27 protein-coding genes and 1 pseudogene are annotated in these 22,514 nt (G+C 40.3%); 6 read left to right on the top strand and 22 right to left on the bottom strand.

The window, feature by feature from the left end:
* A partial coding sequence (locus H540_RS0107195) for a transposase (protein WP_034670497.1) occupies positions 1-233 on the bottom strand: 233 nt, incomplete at its 3' end.
* 421 nt (positions 234-654) lie between these two features.
* On the opposite strand from H540_RS0107195, the gene H540_RS0107185 reads away from it, so the two are divergent.
* The gene (locus tag H540_RS0107185) at positions 655-927 is read left to right on the top strand and encodes a hypothetical protein (protein WP_028400054.1); all 273 of its coding nucleotides are present in this window, start codon (positions 655-657) and stop codon (positions 925-927) included.
* Between the two features lie 333 nt (positions 928-1,260).
* Here the strand turns inward: H540_RS0107185 and H540_RS0107180 are convergent, their stop codons facing one another.
* From H540_RS0107180 to hpt, 5 genes are all read right to left on the bottom strand, one after another.
* Positions 1,261-2,499, bottom strand: coding sequence for a TolB family protein (locus H540_RS0107180; protein WP_028400053.1), 1,239 nt, complete (start codon positions 2,497-2,499; stop codon positions 1,261-1,263).
* A gap of 189 nt (positions 2,500-2,688) precedes the next feature.
* Positions 2,689-3,096, bottom strand: coding sequence for a hypothetical protein (locus tag H540_RS0107170; RefSeq protein ID WP_028400052.1), 408 nt, complete (start codon positions 3,094-3,096; stop codon positions 2,689-2,691).
* Positions 3,097-3,152: 56 nt separating this feature from the next.
* On the bottom strand, positions 3,153-3,584 hold the full coding sequence (locus tag H540_RS0107165) for an SMI1/KNR4 family protein (RefSeq protein WP_028400051.1): 432 nt from the start codon (positions 3,582-3,584) through the stop codon (positions 3,153-3,155).
* Between the two features lie 86 nt (positions 3,585-3,670).
* Positions 3,671-3,901 carry a hypothetical protein gene (locus tag H540_RS29140; protein ID WP_051317015.1) on the bottom strand — a complete coding sequence of 77 codons (231 nt, stop codon included), beginning with the start codon at positions 3,899-3,901 and terminating at the stop codon, positions 3,671-3,673.
* A gap of 82 nt (positions 3,902-3,983) precedes the next feature.
* Entirely contained in the window at positions 3,984-4,511 is a 528-nt protein-coding gene (gene hpt / locus H540_RS0107155; protein ID WP_028400050.1) for a hypoxanthine phosphoribosyltransferase, read from the bottom strand.
* 130 nt (positions 4,512-4,641) lie between these two features.
* Here hpt and H540_RS0107150 point away from each other — a divergent pair, with 130 nt between their 5' ends.
* Entirely contained in the window at positions 4,642-5,349 is a 708-nt protein-coding gene (locus H540_RS0107150) for a polysaccharide deacetylase family protein (RefSeq protein WP_425388090.1), read from the top strand.
* A 163-nt stretch (positions 5,350-5,512) separates the two neighbouring features.
* On the opposite strand, the gene H540_RS0107145 is transcribed toward H540_RS0107150, so the two are convergent.
* The gene (locus H540_RS0107145) at positions 5,513-5,995 is read right to left on the bottom strand and encodes a glutathione peroxidase (protein WP_028400048.1); all 483 of its coding nucleotides are present in this window, start codon (positions 5,993-5,995) and stop codon (positions 5,513-5,515) included.
* Positions 5,996-6,216: 221 nt separating this feature from the next.
* Between H540_RS0107145 and H540_RS0107140 the strand changes: the two genes are divergently transcribed.
* Together H540_RS0107140 and H540_RS0107135 are read left to right on the top strand one after the other, a co-directional pair.
* Complete coding sequence (locus tag H540_RS0107140; RefSeq protein ID WP_028400047.1) at positions 6,217-6,426, top strand: DUF3925 family protein; 210 nt, start codon at positions 6,217-6,219, stop codon at positions 6,424-6,426.
* 112 nt (positions 6,427-6,538) lie between these two features.
* Entirely contained in the window at positions 6,539-7,504 is a 966-nt protein-coding gene (locus tag H540_RS0107135) for an MBL fold metallo-hydrolase (protein ID WP_028400046.1), read from the top strand.
* Positions 7,505-7,506: 2 nt separating this feature from the next.
* Here the strand turns inward: H540_RS0107135 and H540_RS0107130 are convergent, their stop codons facing one another.
* From H540_RS0107130 to H540_RS0107115, 4 genes are all read right to left on the bottom strand, one after another.
* Positions 7,507-8,676, bottom strand: a complete 1,170-nt coding sequence (locus H540_RS0107130; protein ID WP_028400045.1) for a DEAD/DEAH box helicase — start codon at positions 8,674-8,676, stop codon at positions 7,507-7,509.
* A gap of 19 nt (positions 8,677-8,695) precedes the next feature.
* On the bottom strand, positions 8,696-9,208 hold the full coding sequence (locus H540_RS0107125; RefSeq protein ID WP_028400044.1) for a hypothetical protein: 513 nt from the start codon (positions 9,206-9,208) through the stop codon (positions 8,696-8,698).
* A 191-nt stretch (positions 9,209-9,399) separates the two neighbouring features.
* The gene (locus tag H540_RS0107120) at positions 9,400-11,088 is read right to left on the bottom strand and encodes a formate--tetrahydrofolate ligase (RefSeq protein ID WP_028400043.1); all 1,689 of its coding nucleotides are present in this window, start codon (positions 11,086-11,088) and stop codon (positions 9,400-9,402) included.
* 638 nt (positions 11,089-11,726) lie between these two features.
* The gene (locus H540_RS0107115; RefSeq protein ID WP_028400042.1) at positions 11,727-12,404 is read right to left on the bottom strand and encodes a class I SAM-dependent methyltransferase; all 678 of its coding nucleotides are present in this window, start codon (positions 12,402-12,404) and stop codon (positions 11,727-11,729) included.
* A 261-nt stretch (positions 12,405-12,665) separates the two neighbouring features.
* On the opposite strand from H540_RS0107115, the gene H540_RS0107110 reads away from it, so the two are divergent.
* Positions 12,666-12,917, top strand: coding sequence for a hypothetical protein (locus tag H540_RS0107110; protein WP_245592189.1), 252 nt, complete (start codon positions 12,666-12,668; stop codon positions 12,915-12,917).
* 31 nt (positions 12,918-12,948) lie between these two features.
* On the opposite strand, the gene H540_RS0107105 is transcribed toward H540_RS0107110, so the two are convergent.
* The 7 genes from H540_RS0107105 to H540_RS0107070 form a co-directional block, all read right to left on the bottom strand.
* Positions 12,949-13,158, bottom strand: coding sequence for a hypothetical protein (locus tag H540_RS0107105; RefSeq protein ID WP_028400040.1), 210 nt, complete (start codon positions 13,156-13,158; stop codon positions 12,949-12,951).
* Between the two features lie 64 nt (positions 13,159-13,222).
* A complete protein-coding gene (locus H540_RS0107100) occupies positions 13,223-13,531 on the bottom strand; it encodes a hypothetical protein (RefSeq protein WP_028400039.1) in 309 nt (102 codons plus the stop codon).
* Positions 13,532-13,585: 54 nt separating this feature from the next.
* Positions 13,586-14,362, bottom strand: coding sequence for a hypothetical protein (locus H540_RS0107095; RefSeq protein ID WP_028400038.1), 777 nt, complete (start codon positions 14,360-14,362; stop codon positions 13,586-13,588).
* Between the two features lie 168 nt (positions 14,363-14,530).
* Complete coding sequence (ytfJ, locus tag H540_RS0107090; protein ID WP_028400037.1) at positions 14,531-14,968, bottom strand: GerW family sporulation protein; 438 nt, start codon at positions 14,966-14,968, stop codon at positions 14,531-14,533.
* Between the two features lie 352 nt (positions 14,969-15,320).
* On the bottom strand, positions 15,321-15,602 hold the full coding sequence (locus H540_RS0107080) for a DUF5316 family protein (protein WP_028400036.1): 282 nt from the start codon (positions 15,600-15,602) through the stop codon (positions 15,321-15,323).
* Positions 15,603-16,011: 409 nt separating this feature from the next.
* Positions 16,012-16,518: a GNAT family N-acetyltransferase gene (locus H540_RS0107075; RefSeq protein ID WP_028400035.1), complete on the bottom strand. Its 507-nt coding sequence runs from the start codon at positions 16,516-16,518 to the stop codon at positions 16,012-16,014.
* A 75-nt stretch (positions 16,519-16,593) separates the two neighbouring features.
* Positions 16,594-17,022 carry a GNAT family N-acetyltransferase gene (locus H540_RS0107070; RefSeq protein ID WP_028400034.1) on the bottom strand — a complete coding sequence of 143 codons (429 nt, stop codon included), beginning with the start codon at positions 17,020-17,022 and terminating at the stop codon, positions 16,594-16,596.
* Between the two features lie 126 nt (positions 17,023-17,148).
* Between H540_RS0107070 and pdxR the strand changes: the two genes are divergently transcribed.
* Positions 17,149-18,549: a MocR-like pyridoxine biosynthesis transcription factor PdxR gene (gene pdxR, locus H540_RS0107065; RefSeq protein WP_051317017.1), complete on the top strand. Its 1,401-nt coding sequence runs from the start codon at positions 17,149-17,151 to the stop codon at positions 18,547-18,549.
* A 141-nt stretch (positions 18,550-18,690) separates the two neighbouring features.
* On the opposite strand, the gene H540_RS33025 is transcribed toward pdxR, so the two are convergent.
* From H540_RS33025 to H540_RS0107040, 4 genes and pseudogenes are all read right to left on the bottom strand, one after another.
* On the bottom strand, positions 18,691-18,912 hold the full coding sequence (locus H540_RS33025; protein ID WP_155890969.1) for a hypothetical protein: 222 nt from the start codon (positions 18,910-18,912) through the stop codon (positions 18,691-18,693).
* A gap of 501 nt (positions 18,913-19,413) precedes the next feature.
* Positions 19,414-20,262, bottom strand: coding sequence for an exonuclease (locus H540_RS0107055; RefSeq protein WP_028400032.1), 849 nt, complete (start codon positions 20,260-20,262; stop codon positions 19,414-19,416).
* A 116-nt stretch (positions 20,263-20,378) separates the two neighbouring features.
* Positions 20,379-21,152 (bottom strand): annotated as a pseudogene (locus tag H540_RS29135) (S66 family peptidase); the annotation flags it as partial.
* Between the two features lie 371 nt (positions 21,153-21,523).
* The gene (locus H540_RS0107040; RefSeq protein WP_028400030.1) at positions 21,524-22,456 is read right to left on the bottom strand and encodes an SPFH domain-containing protein; all 933 of its coding nucleotides are present in this window, start codon (positions 22,454-22,456) and stop codon (positions 21,524-21,526) included.
* Positions 22,457-22,514: the final 58 nt, after the last annotated feature.

Raw genomic sequence — 22,514 nt, 5'->3', positions numbered from 1 at the left:
TGCCGTTCTGAACGAATGCCGTAAAAATAGCCGATAAACATCATTTTAAAAAGAGTAATGGGATGAATCGAAGGTCTACCATTGTCTTTACAATAGTAAGGACGTAACTTTTCCTCTATAAAATCAAAGTCAATCGTTGCTTCCACGGCACGTAAAAAGTGGTCTTGTGGAACTAACTCTTCAACAGAAACCATTACACGCTCATCTCGATGATTTTTCAGTGCTCCCATCATGGGACATCGCTCCTTTTCCTCTTTTCTATCAGTATGAACAGATGAAAAGGCGTTCAGACACAAAAAAGGCTGTAGAGAAGACTTTCTCTACAGCCTGAGAAAGTCTTTATTTATTTTATAAATAAAGACTTTCTGAATAAGATAATCAAATAAACTCCTTATCTTTTTTAGATAGGGAGTTTATTGTTTTACATAATCAGCGTGGAGTTCGGCTGTTCGAAAAAGTAGACCTTTATGAACCGCCAATAATAGAAATAACACTTCTAGCGGTTGTTCTAGGAAAAGAAGGGATTGCATTCTTGGAATTAGAGGTTTTTTCACGCAAACCCGCCTATTTTTCAAAACCATGATATTGAAACAAGCCAACTTATCGGACAAACATTATATAAAGTATAACTCTTCTTATAAGGAGGGAACTTTATTGGTTTCAATTCCAAGACCTACGGACCTTGTTCTCATTACATTTGAAAGAAATCCTATAGACCCGAGTGCACAGCTTACGATTGTTACAGCAAATGTGATCGGAAGTGCCTACCCATGTACAAGCCGTCTCAGACCCGGCCGTTCTGCTCAACACGCCGTCGATTGCCTAGTGGCAAGCGGATTTGTAATTGAGTGTGCAGGCCCATCCACCGATGTAAGCGGATTTGTATTACTGCAGCGCCAACAATCACTTGCTACTTACTGCATATGAAATAACCGTCTGTTCAAGCAGACGGTTTTATTATTTTATCGCTTATGTTTTGGCTCCTCTTGTTTCCCCTTGTACAATCCGGTCGATATTTTAACATATGCGACTTTATTAAAATCAACCTGAACGAAAAAGAAACAGAGCAATTCGCCCATTCTGTTAAAGTTCTAAAAGAAACAATGCCTAAGCAATAGTAAACAAGGGCATCCTTCGTTCTGCTAAGGTGCTTATTTAGCCTGCTACATGTTCACTTCCTAGCTTAAAACTAATAAAGCCTATTGGATATGAAAAATTCCAATGGGCTTTAATTTAACACCAAAGCTGCTTATATATTATCTACTCATATATACCTAACACTTCATCCCAATTTCTTTTTTCATAATATCCTATCATTGAATCAATATTTTTTATCCAAATTCTTGCGTTTGAGCCATCCGCATTTGCGATCCACATATTTGTATGTTCACCGTCTGATCTAAGCCATGTTAATTTTCTTATACGTTTTAAATAATATGGATTATAGTCCCCGTATCCTTTTGGTGGAGAAGTAATGTTTTCTTGATGATTGTTCTGAACGTTAACCTGATACAGCACTGGTAGTGGTCTTTTTTTAGGGTCATTGGACCACTCCGACTCCTTTGCTCTTGAAATCGTAATAAGCGTATCGTTATGCCATGTAAAATCCCAATCGACATACCCTTTCGGAGTAAATACATTCTGTCTAAATGCAGGTAACTCCTTCAACTTTAGATGCTTATTTTCAAGAGCAAATCTTCCCTCTCCTTCTATATAAGCTAACGTAGTTTTAGTTGGTGCCCATTTAAACCAGTTCTCATTAATAATCATCTTATCAACTGTTTCAAACTCGCGTCCATCTGCTGAAATCACACAGAGCGAATCACTATCCATGGACCATGAAGCCGTAGGAATGGCTAAAAAAGCAATCCATTTCTGATTAGCTGACCATTTAAAAGTACTTGTCGATATAGCAAAGAAGTCATTTGACTGTTTTGGCAGTGTATAGAAATGTTTGATTTTACTCGAATCCATCTTTGCATCAATCGGGACTTTGAATAGTTCAACACCAGTCCACCCTGTCGGAAGTAAGTTAGCCATAGAAGAAACTAAAAACCCATTCCCCCCTGGAACCCATGAATAGTTTCCTACTCCTAAAGCTATATTTTCAAATCCTTTTTCCAATTTACGAACATCAATCATATTTAAAACACCATCAGATTGGAATGCCAACACATCTTTATTAGGAGCCCATTGATAATTTGTTGCTTCGGCTAGAAAAGGGTGTATATGTTTATCGTTCTCTATATCATAAAGCCACATTTGATTCTCTTCTTTTCCTCTCGCATATACAATCCATTTTGCATCATAAGACCATTTGGGATTCGTGACAAACTCTCCATGTGTGAGCTGTTTTTCTTTGTCACCTACTTTTATCCAAAGATCATGGTTTCTTGTAAAAGCCATTTTTACATAATCCACTTCTGCAAACACTTGCTGATCAACAATAAAAAGAACTAAAAAACTAATCGCTATTAAAAACTTGTATCTAAAAAGCATCCTGTATACCGTCCTTGTCCATTTTAATAACGCTTTGAATATTTAGCTAACCTTCCATTAATGTTTTGCAAAGTACTGTTTTTCATACAGATTGAAACCTTGTTCATGTAAGAGCAATAACGAAGAGCTCCTTAATAAAATTTGTGTAGAAAACAAAAATAAACCTCCTGTTCAACAGGAGGTTATGTTTTATTTCATTCCTGAATATGGATCGAATACATCATCTCCATATTCATCCACTGTGTCCATTATCATTTTACGAATCTCATGTTTAATAGACTTATCCAATTCTTGTTTAACCATTTCATAACTCTTTTCAAGCCCTAAGTAACCTATAATGGAAAGGGTGACATCGACTAAATCAACAGAATTCACATTCCAATTCTGGGAAACCCAATCCTCGACTCTGTCCTTAGTTATTTCGTCTAACTTTTCGTAAGTATGCCATTGCTTATCAGCTAACTCCAGCAAACCTTCAGAGATCTCCATTGTATCTTGGTGTTCTTCCTTCTCAACGTAATCTAAAAAAGAGGTAAAAAGCCTTTTTAGTTCATCTGCCGATACCTTATCAGGCAATTGATTAAATTTATTTAACATACAATTTCTCCATCTTGATTCTCTGCCGTAAACTGATGAACTTTAAACATTCATAATTACCAATTATCAATCGCTTCTTGAAAACGATCAATTACATAATCATAAAAAGTGTTATATCGAATAGGAGATGCTCCTGAAACACGATCCCATGTTATGACAGGACACTCTCCTTCTTTCATACTCCCCGTATCAAGGCAATACACAAAATCATCCACATCTTCGATTACAACATAGGGCTTAGGTAACCCAAACTTTCTTTGCCGCTCTGTTGATTCGACCACTGAGATTTCTTCTGGACTTTCATATCCTAGAATATACACCCCGCATATTCCTCCAGCATTATAATTCGTTACAAACCATCGATAACTCTCAGGAAACGTAACGCCCAGCTTATTCTCTATCCCCTTTACAACGCTGTCGTCTATTTCCTCATCAAAATCGGCTGTTTCTTCATGTTGATTAATCATCTCTAAAATTTTCTGTTTCATTGCCTCCCCCTACTTCGTATGATTTGTTTTGTTCAACTCAACTAGCTCTCCACCTACCGTTACTTAAGGCGCTTTCTTATTGTTCTTTACAGATTTTGTTCTAATTTATCTCCAATTTGCTGTTGCTCTTCAATCCATTTTAATATTTTTTCTTTCTCTTCTTTCTCTAATTTCCCTCTTTCATTTCTATACTGTACTAATTCTTTAAACCATACTAAGAGCAACTTTCTCAGTTCTATTGTTTCAATTTCACATTGTAGCGGATTATCTTCATCATCAGGGAGTAATTCCTCAATAACTGTTTTATATCGATCCATTTCGATGAAGCTTCCATAATTGCGCTTTTATTATGGGCACCTTTGTACTGTGTAGTGGCAGGACGCCTTTGTTTATGAATTTCTAATACTTTTCCACTGTCGCAATATAAGGTAAATTCCTATACATTTGGGCGTAATCAATGCCGTAACCGACGATGAATTCATCAGGAATGACAAAACCAATATAATCAACAGGCAAGTCTGCTTTTCTTCTCTCGGGCTTGTCTAAGAGCGTGCAAATTTTAATTTGCTTCGGCTTGTGCATGTGTAAATGATCCCGCAAAAAATGCAGCGTAAGTCCGCTGTCGATGATATCCTCAATTACTACTACATTCTGATTCGTAATATTAGCATCCAGATCCTTCAAAAGCTTTACTTTCCCCGTCGTTTCTGTTTGGTCGTTGTAACTGGAAACGGAGATAAAATCGACTTTAATATCGCCCTTCATCTCGCGAATCAAATCTGCGGCGAATACAAAAGATCCTTTAAGAACAATGATAAGGAAGATTGCTTCATTGTTATAATCTTTTTCAATTTCTTCTGCTAATTGCTTTACTCTTTGCTTAATTTCCGTTTCTGAAATCAGTGTATTTTTAATTCTGTATGCCATCTTGCAAACCCTCTTTCCATTTATTGTATAAATTGGAATACGACTGTGACACTTTGCAGGAATACACCGAAACAAGCATTCCATACTATTAACACAAAGGAGGTGCGTATATTTGAAAATCTTGAAATCCATGGTTTCCCTGTTCATCATGCTTTGCTTATTTTGTGCAGATCCTTCAGTTCACGCAGAAATGATCAAAAGAACAGAAGTGGAGCCGACCGGCCAAGTCATATGGAACATTCAAACACCGAAAAAAATCATTGCCCTTACATTTGATGACGGTCCTAACCCTGTTTATACTCCTCAAATTCTCGATCTTTTAAAGCAATATAATGGACATGCCACATTCTTCGAAATCGGCTACCGCATGGAGTGCTACCCTTCCGTAGTGAGCCGCGTGGTGCAGGAAGGGCACGAACTCGGTAATCACACGATGACTCACTCGTACGCCAATAGAGTGACGCTGGAGAGAATGCAGCAAGATATAATGCGTGCGCAGCTTCTGATCGAAAAATGGCAGCCCAACGGTCCCTTGTACTTCCGTCCGCCCGGCGGATATATCGACCAGGATTTGCTGGAGGCTTCCCACCAGCAAGGATACAAAATCATCTTATGGGCATGGCACCAAGACCCAAGAGATTGGGCTTCCCCCGGCTCGGACAAGATTGTTGATCATGTCATAAAACAGGCGCACAATGGAGATATTGTCCTGCTGCATGATGGGGGCGGAGATCAGTCGCAAACAGTCGAGGCACTCAAAACCATTCTCCCGTCCTTACAAAAGCAAGGGTACAAATTCGTGACAGTCTCGCAGCTGCTCAAAATGACCAATCATTAACAAAAGGCGGGCTTTCTCTGCGCTTCCACTGTTTCCGGCTAATACGAGAAGCGGTATACATGCCTTCATAAAGTTAATATTTCCTTGATAGAAGATAAGAATGTAATACAGCTGCTGAACAAGAATGCCCCTCGTTCCTGATTAGAACGAGAGGCATTCTTTCCTATACGTGCAGCAATTTTTCAATCTCAGACTTCAATTCTTCCGGCGCTTTTTGCGGAGCGAAGCGTTCCACGACTTTACCGTTTCGATCTACCAAAAACTTAGTGAAATTCCATTTGACTGCCTTGGACCCAAGCATGCCAGGCGCCTCATTGCATAAATATTTAAACAAAGGATCCGCATTATCACCATTCACATCCACTTTTGCAAATACGGGGAAAGTTACACCATAGTTCAGCTCACAGAAGCTGGAGATTTCTTCATTGCTGCCCGGTTCCTGTCCCATAAACTGATTGCATGGAAATCCTAACACTTCAAATCCTTGTTCCTTGTATTGCTCATACAATGCTTGCAGCCCTTTGTACTGTGGTGTAAATCCACACTTGCTGGCAACATTCACAATAAGGAGTACTTTGTCTTCATAATCGTGCAAAGACTTCTTTTCGGCTTTCATCGTTTCAACTTGAAAATCATAAATAGACATAAGAATGCCTCCTATTTTAAAATAATTTCGATACTTATATCATAAAGTTTTTATACCGTAAAGTCGAACGAATCGACTTCGAAATATTCTGAATAAACACAAGAATATACTAGACAGTAAAATGCTTATCCTATACAATGAGATTGCGAACATTTTGTGACGGTACATTATCTAAAATGTGCCAAAATGACTTTAGACGCAGCAAAGGATGGTGCAATGCAATGAAACACGTGCAACAGGAGACACTTTCCGATCGTGAGTTTTACTTCGTGCTTTACATAATCACTCTTTTAATATTAGGTTGGTTCATGGATGTGAATCATATGTTTGTAAGCAAATGGTTCAACCTTGCAGGCATGATCCTTATTCCAACAATCGGCGGAATTGCCGGGTATTTCGTGATGAAACTTGGTAAACGTACTCAAAACTAGTACCCCTACTCTATAAATTTTACATATTTGGAAGGAAACAGAAAACTTGTTTTCTTCCTTTTTCTTTTCGTCTTATAATAGTAGTATCCATAACTTGGAGGGAGAGATTAGAATGAGCACACCGGAATTATTAGGAGAACAGCTGTATTTAATTGATGATTACGATTTAGGACGCGCCGGACGTACTGGAACCGCAGTATTGTTAGGCGAAAAAATTACATTGATTGAAACATGTGCCAGCCCTTCCCTTCCTTATATTTTAAAAGGATTGGAAGCACTGAACGTGCAATTGGATGATATCGCTTACATCGTTGTAACCCATGTTCATCTGGACCATGCCGGTGCTGCAGGACTCTTGATGGAGAAATGCAAGAACGCAAAGCTCATCGTCCATCCGCGCGGCGCTCGCCATTTAGTTGATCCGACAAAGCTGATTCAAGGGGCGCAAGCTGTATATGGAGAACAATTTGATTCTTTGTTTTCTCCTATTCTGCCTGTATCTGAAGAGAGAATCATTACAGTGCAAGACGGAGATACATTGGAAATTGGGAACAACCGCACTCTTACTTTCTACGACACACCTGGTCATGCAAAGCATCATCTGAGCATTCATGATTCATTGACAAACGGTATTTTTACAGGTGATACAATCGGCATTTATTACCGTGAGCTGATGGATTGCAACGTGGAATTCTATCTCCCGTCCACGTCTCCTTCTCAGTTTGATCCGGAAGCGATGCTGAGCTCCTTACACCGCATTCATGCATTGGGGGTATATCATATTTATTTCGGGCACTACGGCAAATCCTCGCATGTTCGAGGGGTATGCCGTCAAATTGAAAATTGGCTGCCTCATTTTGTACAAACAGGCAAAGATGTATTAGCAAAAGAAAAAGATGATAAAGCTGCCGCTGCAAAAATCACGGAAAAGCTTATGTCTGATATTCGCACCTATTTGACTGAACAAGGCGTACCTGCTTCTCATATGGTATATGAAATTTTACAGCTTGATATGGAAGTGAGCGCAATGGGGATTGTTGACTATTTAGTGAAAGCAGAGGCAATAGAAAAAGCCTAGAATTATCTAGGCTTCTTGCGACCGGTAAATGTCGGTCGTTTTTTCTTTGGCGCCGGCGGCTTTTTCGTAACAAAACTTCCTTTATAAATCTCCAGCTTTTCAAACTCAATTCCGAGCTTCTTCGCAAATTGGAGCAATTTCTTTTCTTCATTTGGGGTAACGAGAGAGATGACCGTACCTTCCTTCCCCATTCGCCCTGTTCTTCCGGAACGATGAATGTATTGATCTACCGTTTCCGGCAAATCTAAATGGATAACGTGCGTCAGTCCTTCAATATCTAAACCGCGGGCTGCCACATCTGTTGCGAGCACAATTTGTACTTTTCCTTGACGGAAGGCACGAAGCGTTTCTGCACGCTCTTGTTTTTTCGCATCAGAATGAATGACGCCTGCTGCAACTTTGCGAAACTGCAGCTTTGCTGCCATATCGTCGAGACGGAACGGATCGTTCATAAACGCAACAGCCTTCACATTGTCCATATGAATAATTTTGCGGATGTTATCCAGTTTCTCCCGAACTTCCCCTACAATATACAGATGCTTGACACGACTTGCTTCTTCGCTTCTCTTAATACGAACGACAGACGGTTCATTGGCTAATTCGCGGGCCGCATCCTCAGCCGCTGTCGGCATTGTAGCAGAAAAGAACATAAGCTGCCGATCGCGCATCGTTGCTTTCACGACGTCTTTAAGAAATCCTGTCATATTTTGCTTTATCATTTGATCAAATTCATCGAATACAATCGCTTTTACCTCATGCATTTTTAACTTTTTCATACGGATAAGCTCTAATATGCGTCCTGGCGAACCGACAATCACTTGCGGATGCTTTTTTAATCTTTCTACTTGACGCTTAATATCTGCACCGCCGATTAAAGATGCACCGGAAATATTGCTTCCTTCCGTGAATTTTTGCACCTCGTTATGAATTTGCATAACGAGCTCGCGCGTAGGCGACAGCACAACTACCTGCGGATTTTGTATGCCCGCGTCGATCTTATGTAGTAACGGCAAGACATATGCCAATGTTTTACCGGTTCCTGTCGGCGATTCGGCAATCACATCTCTTCCTTCCAAAATAAGCGGAATTGTATCTTTTTGAACTTCTGTAAACTCTTGAAAACCAGCCTTCTCCCAGGCTTGCTTTAAAAAGGGCTTCATTTCTTTTATCATAACAGTTTCTCCTTTAACTCTATTTTTCAAGAATGTCTTTTAGTGTATGAAGTGTCTTTATCATATATTCGATAATAACGGGCAAGTCATCTGCGTGATCTTCTGTAATAACCTTTTGAAAGAAAATAGTCACTTCGTCCTCATATGAAATCGCTTGCTTGTTATATTCGTATGAGATTCGCTGCGTAATCATGCGCTCTTTGCCCCATATATCCTCAAAAAGCTGTTGCATGTGACCGCAGCTTTCTAATGAGGATAAGGAAAAAGCGAACTTAAGCTGCAATTGACAGCCAGGGACAAAGCGCTCCTCTAAAATTTCACCTGCCAAATTTTTTGTATCTGCCGTTAAAATGAAAGCAGCGCTTGTTTGTTCCTCTCTAAGCTGAAAGGAAATATGATATGTACGGCTCATTGCTGCCAAATCAATAAGATCTCGACGATTGGTTACGAGAATCTCGCCGTCAAGGTCACGGTCATACACGGCGCCTTCAGCTATCACTTTCAAATTTTCATATACGGTTGGATCAAACATTTTATCCTCCAAAAAAACGGAACGCCTTTCAATGTGAAAGGCGTTCCTTTATCACTCTATACAGTTTACCGAGAACATGGGAGAAAAGCAACTCTATGAGAAAAACGCAGCACGGGAGAAACCCGTGCCACATTCTTTTTTAGGCGGTAGCACCTAAGCTAGACATGACTTAATTTTTATACTTTTTTGCTCTAGAACAACCCAAGCGCCTTTCCGCTTTCGTCCACGTCCATGTTTAAGGCAGCCGGTTTCTTCGGAAGACCGGGCATTGTCAGCATATCGCCTGTCAGCGCTACAATAAATCCTGCTCCGACGGACGCCTTTAATTCGCGAACTGTAATAGTAAAATCAGTCGGACGTCCAAGCTTAGAAGCATCGTCGGATAAGGAATATTGCGTTTTCGCCATACACACCGGCAAGTTCCCCCATCCTTCGCTTTCAAACTGCGTAAGCTGTTTGCGGGCTTGCGGCGTAAAATCTACATCCTTTGCGCCGTATACTTTTTGTGCAACAGTGCGAATCTTTTCTTCCAGCGGCTCATTCAATTCATAAAGCGGCGCATAGTTATTTTCTTTCGTTTCTATCGCATGCACGAGCTTTGCTGCTAAATCGGCTCCGCCTTTTCCGCCTTTTTCCCAAACTTCCGTCAAGGATACTTCATAGCCATGCTGCCTGCACCATGCTTGCAAGAACGAAATTTCTGCCTCTGTGTCGCTCACGAAACGGTTAATCGCAATTACAAACGGCAAGCCGAATGACTGAATCGTTTCAACATGCTTTTGCAAATTTGCCATGCCACGTTCAAGCGCTGCCACATTTTCTTCTTTTAATGCCTCCTTTGCCACACCGCCGTGCATTTTCAAAGCTCGAATCGTAGCGACAAGCACAACTGCATCCGGTTTTATGCCGGCTGCACGCGCCTTAATATTGAGGAATTTCTCTGCGCCAAGATCAGCTCCGAATCCCGCTTCTGTTACAACATAATCACCGAGCTTCGCTGCCATCTTCGTTGCGATGATGCTGTTGCAACCATGGGCGATGTTAGCGAACGGACCGCCGTGAATAATAGCAGGCGTATGCTCGAGCGTTTGTACAAGATTCGGTTTAATCGCATCTTTTAATAGAAGCGCCAATGCTCCTTCTACGCCTAAATCCTGCACCGTCACAGGTCTGTTATGTACATTATAAGCAACGACAATGCGTGCAAGACGCTCCTTTAAATCCTCCAAATCCGTCGCAAGACAGAACACCGCCATAATTTCAGAGGCAACCGTAATATCAAAGCCGTCCTCACGAGGAACACCCTGCATTGGACCGCCAAGACCGATCACGACCTTCCGCAACGCGCGGTCATTCAAGTCTACACAGCGCTTCCATACGATTTTCCGCGTATCAATCTGCAGCTCGTTTCCTTGCTGAATATGATTGTCGATAAGTGCAGCTAACGCATTGTTGGCCGTTGTAATGGCGTGAAGATCGCCTGTGAAATGCAGATTAATATCCTCCATCGGAATAACTTGCGAGTAACCTCCGCCTGCAGCTCCTCCTTTAACCCCCATCGTAGGTCCAAGAGATGGTTCACGCAAAGCAATGACAACCTTCTTGCCGATTTGGTGAAAAGCTTGGCCAAGTCCGACTGTAACAGTGGATTTTCCTTCTCCGGCAGGTGTAGGATTGATTGCCGTGACAAGTACAACTTTTCCGTCTTTCTTGTCTTTGAGGCGATCTAAAATATGTAATGAAAGCTTGCCTTTATAATGCCCGTACGGCTCAAGCTCTTCTTCTTGAATATCCAATTGCGCGGCAATGTCTTGAATACGCTTCATGCTTGCTTCCTGTGCAATTTCAATATCAGATTTCGTTGGTAAAATAATTGTCATTGTCATTGCCTTTTCCTCCTAAATTAGTATCTTGGAAATATTATATCAATTTTCATTATTTCCTGCACTTATTTCCTCGTAAAAGTGAACATTCTCATACATATTTATATAAATATTCGCTTCTTTATCGACTACGCTGTATCCAGCTTCATTTTTAGAGCAAGAAGGCATTGTGTATACAGCCATTTTAATATGTTGTACTTATTCTTAATTTGGACATATGGAATCTTTTTATTTACAAAACGGAAAACAGCATTGCTAGATTTTTAAGAACGCTTAACTCTGGTACAACAGTTGTTCTCCAATATGATGATCAAGCACCGGCTCGCGGTATTTTCGCGGGCTTCCAAAACGGAAACCTTCTTTTATCTAACTTCAATGCCTTCCCTGGTCTTACTCGTATTAACGTAAACAGAGTGAATGCTGTTTCTGTTGGATGATAACTTGAAAAACTAAGACGCCTATTTTCTCTAAAATAAATGAGGGTTATGCTACTGCGCCTTCTCCTAAATGTGGAATGATAGAAAAATGAGAGTCGACTCCACAACTCTCATTTTTATTTGTTTTATTCACTTTACATACACAGCTTTTACTTTACATAATTCCCTTCTCGTAAAAAAATCCGCTTAGCAGCGGATTTACTGTTTTTTCATCATGAACACCCAGAGAAATGTAAGGGACTGCTTGAGCTCTTCCGGCAATTCTTGCAGTTGCTCTGTCTTTACCTCTCGTTTGTACACGCCGATTCCGTCTAAGATAGAAAAACCATTTTCCTTTGCAAGCTTTTCAAATTCCCACGGCATCATCGTATTGCAAATCACATGCTCTCCGTACAAGCGGCGATAGCTGTTCACGCGCGGTGCCGCCGTCGGTCCTAAGATAGCGACACATGCCGTGCCATTTGGTTTCAGCACCCGTTTCATTTCTTCAAGCGCCTGCAGCGGCTGTTCCGTCCATTCCAAGGAATTCACCGCAAGTACAGCGTCAAATGTTTCGGATTCAAACGGGATGGCTGATAAGTCTCCTTGTACGAAAGAAAGCATATCGCTTTCCCCGCGCTCCTTCCCCATTTGCACCATTTGCTCAGATAAATCCACACCACATGCTATGTAACCCGCTTTGCTCAGCTTATATGTACCATAACCATCGCCACAGCCCACATCCAGCACGGACGAGCCTTGCTTCACGAAGGTTTTAAAAAACGGAATAATCGTGCTTCTGCTTCCTGTATCCCACATTTCTTGACTATTTTGATTCCAGAATGCAGCACTCTCATCCCATTTCTTCTGTGCTGCTTCGTGCCACTTAAACGTCATGCATATCCCCGCCTTTCATTAGTTTATCCATGCACGTATTCTACATACATACGAGCATCTCCTTTTATAAGTCCAAAATGGATGGAAAACAATATGGGAGAAAGTAACTCTTATCTTTTTCTATACAATGCGCAAAATAGGAATACCCCCATTGGAAAGTGAGGGATTCCATTGAGACGATTGAACCGTGTCAAAAAGTATCGTTTGCATCATCACGATAACGAGGAATACGCTGCCGAGTTGGCACCAGGACGTTTGTACATGGCCAAAAGTGAAGGCCGCAATCTGTTGACTTTCAAAACGGATACGAGCGTTATCGTAGGATATGTGGCGCTCTTTCTCGCGCTGTTTTCCATCACGTTTTATCCGCTCGTGTTCGGTTCGCTCGGCGTGGTCATCGGCCTTCTGGCTGTGAGATACGGAGCCAGAACCCTTGGTTTCACCGCGATTGGTTTCGGCGGATTTTCCGTTTTGTTCAGCTTGCTGTATCCGCTGATGATCTCGGCATTTTAAATAAAATAACACACCAAGTGCGCTTGGTGTGTTATTTATGAAACAGCATAATATGACCGCAGTTTTGGCAATGGTGTGCGATAATCTCTTGAAACACCGGGTAATTTTCTTCATCGCGTTCTTCAATAAAAACCTTTTCAAAACGATACATATTTGGGGCATACGCCCATTCCTGCTTTGTCCGTGCATATAAGGTCGACGTAAAGAACTCTCTGCCTCCGCATGCCATACATTCCTTCATCTCTTTCTCCCCCTAAAGGCTTGTCTTACCTCTACTATATGAGAAAGAGCTCAGCAATCAGAACTTATTTTTCAGTTACAGACGTGTCCCAAAATGCGCCTAGCATACCTAGCGCTTTAACAGTTTTAATTTGTCCCGTGTTCGTTTGAAATTTCTTTTCAATCGTCATGAAGAAAACACCATTTCTCATATTTGTTCCAATCAGTTCCAGCTCTCCATCAGCTTCTTTGCATGTAAAGCTTCCCTCACGACATGTAATGCCGTACTGTTCCTTCATATGCCGATCAAATTTTTCTTCACCAGGACGTGTCCATATGAACAGAACTACTAATAATAAACTTATAATTCCTGTAATTAAAAATGATTTGTTCATCCCTCTCTCCTTTCTTAACGAAAAAGAAAACTTGACTGCCTCAGTCAAGTTTTCTCATTCCGTTGCCCACTTCCATTCCTGATCCTTTTTGTCAAAGAGTAACCATGCTCTTTCATGAGCTTCCGCTTTTAACTCGTCAAGATTTTCAATAATCTCATCCGTATTTGTGAAGGAACCAATGACATAGACTGGAATCTCCAAACCTCTTCTCGTTTCAGCTTTATTCGTCAAGTCAATTAACAATCCATCCTCTGTAAAAGGAAGCAGCTGGTTCACTACCTCTTTTGCAATAGCGGGATAGATTTTTGTTTTTTGAAATAACATAAATCGTTTCTTTCCAAATGATCCAAGCTTATAAGGAATGACCTTGCTGAGAAGTCCGGTAAAGTCCTGCAGCTTTCTGTAATACATCTTGTTGAACCAGCCGTCATCATGGGATAAGTACACATATTTGTTTTTTAATAACGGGAAAAATGGTTTTCCAATCGGCTCTTTTTTATGAGCCAAATATAAAAGCTCGGCAATTTCTAACGGCTCCAGTTCTTCAAGATCGTTCACATCATCAAAATCAATCCAGCAAAATTCGCCGAATTGCTCCACATCTGCCGAGATAAGCTTCTGCATGTTCTCTTCTTCTACATACTCCAAAAGGGTATGATAGTTATAATCAGTCCATTCAAAGTCATGCTTTAAAAGGAGTACGTTATGGAGCGGGGATGGAATATTGCTGGCAAATTCACGGAATGTTATGCCGGATGTAAGGAAACAATGGTTGCGGCGGTCTCCATTAATATAAATAATATCTTTTACTTGGTCAGATCCTCCAGACAAAGCACCTAGCCACCTTTTTATAGATTAAATGCTACGATTTATTTTATCATGAAAATTTTTATAAACATAGCGAAACACTCGAAAACAGTCTATTTTTACCATTACATTTTAATTATAAATATTACATTTATATTACAAAAAAAGAACCTGCGTTTCCACAGGTTCCGGTTATATCAAATCATTTGGATTTATCTTTGGTGCAGGGTTTATATGATCTGTATGGTTTTGCTGATTTTTATTTTGACCGAACATCGTTTGCAGCTTGTCAATCGTTTGCGGCGCTAAATCGATTACCTTTTCCGCAAGATGCGTTGTATTTTGCAGATGCAGAATATTGACGCCCTCATTGTTCACAACGAGAAAAGCAACAGGCGAAATGGAGACTCCGCCGGCGCTCCCGCCGCCGAACGCATGATTTTCCGTCTCTCCTCTGTCACCGGAAAAATCGCTTCCTCCTGCCCCGAATCCGAACGCTACCTTAGAAACAGTGAGAACGACTCCTCCGTCTGCCGTTTGCACCGGTTCTCCGACGATTGTATTCACATCAACCATTTCTTTTAAATTTTCCATGGCCGCTCTCATTAGGCCTTGAATTGGATGATCCACCACACATTCCCTCCTTTTCTGTTTCTTTCCTAGTTTTTCCTAAAACATTAGAACTAAACATAGAATTTGGGGTTGCATGTCTTTTTTGTTTGTCATGAAATTTCTAAAATACATACTTTTCAAAAGACGGAATCCTTATGATTCGGAAACTGATGAAGCAAGACCATGAACAAGCCTTTTCCTACCCCCAAAGTTTTATACTTTCTTACAATATAAAACGGTCCTCATGTTGCGGACCGGCTTTCCCATTCTTCTCTTAAAATTCCCATTCGAATAGAATCGAAATATTCTCCATTATAACGACAGCTTTATTCCCAAGTAAGCTTACCGGTTTCATCCCTTGCACATCCTTTTACTTCAATAATAACGACAATGCAGCTGCCATTAAATTCGGAATGCTGAACACAAATAAAGCCGCCGCGTATTGCTTTCGTTTTTCTTGCGCCGCCCTGACCGGCGTTCCCGTGTAAGAGCGCTTGTGATTGATTGTCGCCAATACAAGCGAGGCGAATACGACAGCTGTAATGCCGATTACGCCGGAAAACCGGTACAGAAGCGTCCAGTCCTGAAGCAACACCGCTGCAACACCGGCAAGAGATGCGACACAAAAACCAAGCTCAAAGTATTGCTTCATCTCTCCCACCTCCGTTTATGTATAAGTTCGTTTGTTCCTCTTTTGCTTAAGCCAGCTCCGAATCCCGCGGCCAGCATACGGTTCATTTGAAAAAAGGGGAATAACAATGCTCATTGCTTAGTACGATGCTTTACTCTTGCATGCTATCAATATAACAAAATGGACAATTCATGATGTCAGTGTCTCCCTTTTCTCCCTATTTCTACATTTCTTGCTTTATTTCCTGCGAGCTATCACTCAACAAATTACTATTTCACAAGTTTTTATTTGAAAATTATAAAAATTAATTTTATACTTTTTGCGTTTGTCCAAAAGAAATCTAATATATCTTATTAGCGAAAAGAGAGGACAAACCCAGTTCAATTGCTCTATCTTGACTATTCCGCTTCACACCGAACCGCATATACAATTATCCCTTACTATATGCATTTTTTGTCAGCCCATGTGCCTCGTACACCGCATCCCAATTGACCGGGCGAATCATTTTGTTTCCCGGATCTTTTACAACTTGAAATCCGTACTTTTCGTATAATGTATGTGCATCTTTCGTACTAAGATTAAAAGCTGTCCCCTTCAACAGCGAATGTTCCATAATGATACTCATCAGCCATTTCCCCAAACCGGCTCCTTGATATTCCGGCAGAACGAACACATCACCAAGCCAAGAGAAGCGCACGAAGTCCGTCACGACACGTGCAAATCCCACCTGCTTTGCGCCTTTCGGATCTCCTTCATAAATACCGTAGCATAACGAAGAAGTCTCTATGAACGTTTTCACAAGCTCCTTCGAGATGCCATTCACCCAATACGAATCTTCGCTCAAGTATTTGTGAATTACGTCCACATCCAAGTACGCTTTATTGGTACTGATCGTGAATCTGTCATCCCTCGTCCAAATTTCCGCCTTTTGCTCCATTCGTCTCACCTCTTTTTTCTATATTATACCATCAGTAAAGAGAGAAGAGCCTCCTATTTTAGGAGCCTCTCTTCTTTAAAGCGCCTTTCCGAACGAAAAGCTCTTTTTCATGTAGTCTTCCCTTTCATAAAATCGATGTGCATCCACACGATGAAACGCTGATGTTAAATCAATATACGTGCAGCCCTTCTCTTTTCCCCATCGTTCTACGTAAGAAAGGAGCTCATGACCGTATCCCTTTGAACGATGTACGGAAGCAGTTATTAAATCATAAACATATACATGCTTTAAATTATAAAAGTTCGTGCAGACAGCCACACCAGCAAGCGCCATCGGCTGGCCCGCTTCATCGGACAGCGCAATCAATCGATATCCGCTTTTCTTCATTTCATTGTACAAGTCAAAATAGCTCATTTCATCCAAATGAGGACGCAGCTCCTGCATGACAGGAAGCGCACGCTGCAGTTCTTCTTGCGTTTGAAGCTCTTGAATACAATAAGACATTTTGTTTTCCTCCTTATATACAAAAGATTGAAAATAATTTATCCTAATGTTATGAAAAAACTGCCTCCTTTAACAGTGGCAGTTTTCAACTATTTTATAGGGGCAGATGAGAGGTGAAACAGATTGATAGAAATCATCCCAAACCTGCGGCATGATATAAACAAGCCGCTGTACATACAAATCTATGAGTATTTTAAAGAAGAAATATTGAATAGAAAAATTACTGCCGGCACCCGCTTGCCGTCTCACCGGAAGCTTGCGGAGCATCTGCAAGTAAGCCGCAATACAATTGAGCTCGCCTATCAGCAGCTATTGACAGAAGGATACGCAGAAAGCAAGCCGAAAAAAGGATTGTATGCAGCGGATGTTTCCTATGATGTAATGAAACGAAAACAAGAATCCTTTTGCATAACAGCTAAACAAAAGATTCCTGCTATTTCCTATGATTTCAGCCAAGGACATGTAGACGCCTCCGTGTTCCCTCTTACCATCTGGAAACGAATTACAACAGATTGCTTGTACACTAACGAAGAAAGATGGTTTACTGCAGAAGACCCGCAGGGTGAACCAGAGCTGCGGAGTGAACTTTGTCAATACTTATATCACTCACGCGGTGTTGTTTGCTCCCCTGATCAAATTGTTTTTGGCGCAGGTACACAATATTTGCTTTGGCTGCTCATTCAATTAATCGGCACAGATGATGAGTATGCTATGGAGAATCCCGGCTTTCATAGAGTGCGGGCGATGCTTCAAAGCAGCAGCCTCTCTGTCTCTTATATCGATTTAGATGAGCAAGGCATCCATGTAGCGTCCTTGCAGAAAACAAATGCAAAAACCGTCTATATCACCCCTTCTCATCAATTTCCGTACGGAATGATCATGCCGCTTGCACGAAGACTGGAACTTCTGCAATGGGCAAATGAACGAAACGGCTATATTATTGAGGACGACTATGACGGCGAGTTTCGCTATGTCGGAAAACCGATTCCGGCACTGCAAGGACTCGATACAAACGAGCGCGTTATATACTTTGGAACATTCTCCAAAGCGTTTCTGCCTTCCGTGAGAATGAGCTACATGATTTTACCGCCTGCATTGCTGAAGATTTATAAAGAAAGGGGCACTATTTATAAGCAGACCGTATCTAAGCTGCATCAGCTTACGATGTACCATTTTATGAAGGATGGGCATTGGCACCGCCATTTAAGCCGTATTCGGACATTGTATAAGAAGAAACAAAAGGCTCTTATTGCTGCTATCGAGCGTTATATGGGAAATCATACAGAAATAATCGGTTCGCAATCCGGACTTCATATCGTTTTGGATGTCAAGAACGGCATGGCTGAAGAGCAGTTGATACATACAGCGGCACAATACAAAGTAAAGGTGTACCCTGTTTCCCTTTATTATGCTGATTCATCGCCATTTCTCTCTCGGATTCTTATTGGCTTTGGAGGATTGACGGAACAAGAAATAGAAGAAGCTATTTTACTCTTAAATAAAGCATGGTTTGCAAGCGAAGAATGACGGTTCTTTGCTTCTTACAATTTAAATTTACATAATAATATTATGTTTTCGATATAAAAAAGGAGCCCTTCATCAGGCTCCTTTCCCTTACTTACAAAATAGAAGTTTTTTTATTAACCTTCTACTCTTCGTGAACTCGAATTAGAATCTGCGCCCATACGGAGTCGGTTGATTCGGTTGATTCGGTTGATTGCTATAAGCCGGTTGAACCTGAGTTGGTTGAGCATAAGCTGGTTGAACATAAGTTGGTTGTTGATACGTCGGATAGATTGTTGTACAGCAAATTTGCTGCGGATACGGATGACATGGATGACATGGCGAAAATGGCGGATACGGCGGATAAAAAGGATTTTGATAATACATAATAACACCCCTTAGTTTGTCTCACTACTGTATATTCATAAAAGTGGACAAACGAGCCTGTCCGATTGGAAATAATATAGAAAAAAGGGGATGTATTTACATCCCCTTTTTTCTATATTATTTCCATGTATATTCAACTTGTTGCTGTGGTGTAATTTCTTCAAATGATGATTTGTCTCTTGTTTCTGACCAAATGAGAATGCTATATAAATACATTTTATAAGTTCGAGATGGATTTTGTCCATTGCCGAACAGAAAAGACGTTGAGAGAAACCTTTGGATTCATGCAAAGGCTCTTTAGTTATTATTAGATTCACCCATATTTTAATGGAAATATACGCTAAGCATTGTTTGGACATGAAGAAAGCCGACGGGAGGTGGTTTTCTCGTTCACATAATCAGCGTTATCAATACTCTATCATCAAACAAATCAAATTTTTCACAATACCATGAGCTGTTTATTATATCTCCTCCATACATGCCCAGTTAACATAACATACATTATAGTGTTTGGTTTTCTTGGCTATTCATTGCAGCTAATATTTGAAGTTGTTGCTGTGATTTCTTCAAAGCTGTCGGGAAGTAGTTTTGTAACAGTAGTACTGTTATATCATTGAAGTGATACTGTTCCGATACATTCTCCCATGTCTTGCTATTTATAAACCAATCCCATGTTAGTTGAGAGACCCCGGTTCTTTTCAATTCCTTAAATACCCATCTTTTCATTATCTTTTTCCCCTTATCAGTTAGGGAACCCTCTTTTACAAAAACGAATTCAATATTTCTCTTGTACGACTTATGAATATCTTTTTGCTTAATCGCTGTGAGGAAGATATTTGCCGTGTTTTTTGCATCTGCGTAGGCGCGGTGTTGCTCACCTTCCCATTCTAAAGCAAGCTGCTCTACTGCAAATTTTAAATTAGGTTGATTGGGGAACAATTCCTGATATGCATGAAACACAAAACGCTGCAAATCAAAGCGAACTTCTTTCCCAAGGTAAGGACATTCTGTGTCATGCAGCACGCAATCTTTCGTTAGAAATCCATAATCCTCCTTACCCCAAGTAACGAACATATAATCTTCTCCAACAAACTCACGGAACTTCTCAATCACCTGTGGAAAACTCTCTGCACCTTTTACATCTTCCTTTGTAATTCCCGTTAGTTTTGTTGTATGACGAGATAAGGATGCGGTTGGTTTAACAAGTGCAGAGAAAAATTCGATCATGCTCATTGTGTTCGCTTCAATCTTGATAGCTCCAATATCAACAATTTCTGTCGGAGCATCCGATTGGTAAGGTCTGAAATTTCGTTCGATATCAAATACAATATAAAACTTGGGTTCGTACATATTACTTACCTCTTCCTTTTCTCTTTATAACATTATATCCATAATTCTTCATACAAATTGAAGACGGTTGTTTTATTCACTTGTATATAGTATGTAAGAATCTATCTGACTACTGATTTCATTTGAACTAATGACCTACGTAAATCCGTTGCTGTTAATTCACAATTTTCTAAATACCATAACACAGATTCATCATTGAGAAATTGTTTTCTAAAACCTTGTATATCGCCAAATGGTGTGCCAATCAAATGTCTTATTACGTCTATACACCCACCAAGTAACCGCCCTTGTATCTTTACACTATTATTTGAAGTGGTTTTCCAATATGTTTGTTCCGCTAAATGAAATACACAAAGTGAAGGGTTATTGTGTCGCCATTCTCTTTGATATTTTGCTGAGGAATATTGAAGAATTGATTCTCCCGTTTTAGTTGATAAAACAGATTGCCACATTGCTGTCGTATCATCCGAATATTCTCCTCTTAAATCAATTAAATTAGTTCCATGAGCAGTTGCTATCCCTGTCTTTAAAGTGGTTGCCAATAACAATACACTTGTATCTGAATAACCTAATATCTACTTTTCGTTTATATTTTCAAAATCAATATATTCTAGTATCTCAATTAATAGTTCCCCACCCCAAGGAGGAATAATGATATCGATATTATCATTTTGCATCATTTCATTAAACTCATCTGCACGCTTTTTGGCAGGTAACGATTTTGCTTTACTTTGATTCCAAACAGTATCTCCACAGATGACCTTAAATCCTTTCATCTCCATACGACTACATGCAAGTCTAAACATATCATGTAATTCAACTCGTACCCCAGATGAAGGTGCTGTTACTCCTATCGTTGCTCCTTTTTCTAAAAACGGATATTTAATCATACTTATTCCCCCAAAACACTTTACATGATTTTACCAAACCGAAGTTAGTTGAACAAGAACTATTTCACAATCGTTACTCAACTAACCTGCCCCTTTAACCAACCATGAAGCAGAGCTTCACCACAGAAAATGTAAGAAAATTACATTCTCACATGGTAGTTAAAGAAGAAAATCAACATCATTCTTTAACATAGCCTTCTTTAAAAAAGGCTATGTTATAATTTTCTGTAAGTGTTTTAACAGGCAAAAAACAGACATTTTTATCACAAAAAAAGTGTTATTCCAGGTCCAATAAAAAAGTTGAACCTGGGATAACACTACTCTACATTAATGCCCTCTATAATTACTAAAGTTTTGTCTTAAGCAAAATATTAGTCTCTCTTTTCTTTAAAAATCTCTCCAACTGCCCCCAAGCTCCCTAAAACTTCCACGGCATTTGATGGGATAAATACCTTATTTGCCGGTCCTTTCGCTATTTCCCCTAAGGCTTCAAAGGATTTATAAGCAAGCACTTGTTCATTTAGTCCAGATTCACGAAGCGCTTCCACTCTCTTCTTCTCTGCCTCAGCAACGATTTCAAGAGCCTTAGCATTACCTATGGCTACTAATTCTTTTGCCTGACGTATACCCTCTGCTTCTCTTATAGCTGCTTCCTTGTCACCCTCAGCCTTTAAGATTTTACTTTGTTTATCCCCTTCAGCTCTCAAAATCGTATCTTGCCTAGCCGCCTCAGCCTCTAAAATGATAGCGCGCTTATTTCTTTCAGCTTTCATTTGCTTTTCCATTGCCTCTTGGACGTCTTGCGGTGGTTTAATATCGACTACTTCTACACGTTCGATACGGACTCCCCACTTTTCAGTAGCTTCGTCTAAGGCAATACGGATCTCAGAAGAAATCTTTTCACGGCCAGAGAGCGTTTCATCAAGTTCCAACTTACCGATTATCTGTCTCATTGTAGCACTGGTAATATTGCGCACACCATTCACATAGTTTGATATGCCGTAAGTAGCCTGTTCAGGATCAATAACTTGGTAAAAGATGATAGTGTCTATTGACACATGCACATTATCACGAGTTATCACCGCCTGTGGGGGAACAGTCGTTTGTTGAATACGTAAATCGTGATACGTACGTACTCGATCAATAATAGGTACAAGTATATTTAATCCGGGACGCATCAGCCTGTTAAACTTCCCAAGACGTTCTACAACACCAACCTGTTGTTGGGGAACGATTTTTACCGACAACGCCGCAAACACAACAACAAGTATGACTAATAATATGGATAAAATAATTCCTGCCAATACGTTCACTCCTCTAAGTTATATGCTAAACAAAAACCCTTTAATTTTGAATAAACCA

Source organism: Ectobacillus panaciterrae DSM 19096 (assembly GCF_000430785.1).
GTDB lineage: Bacteria > Bacillota > Bacilli > Bacillales > Bacillaceae_G > Ectobacillus > Ectobacillus panaciterrae.
The sequence above is the reverse complement of the archived record's forward strand: the minus strand, read 5'-3'. Positions and strand labels throughout refer to the sequence as shown.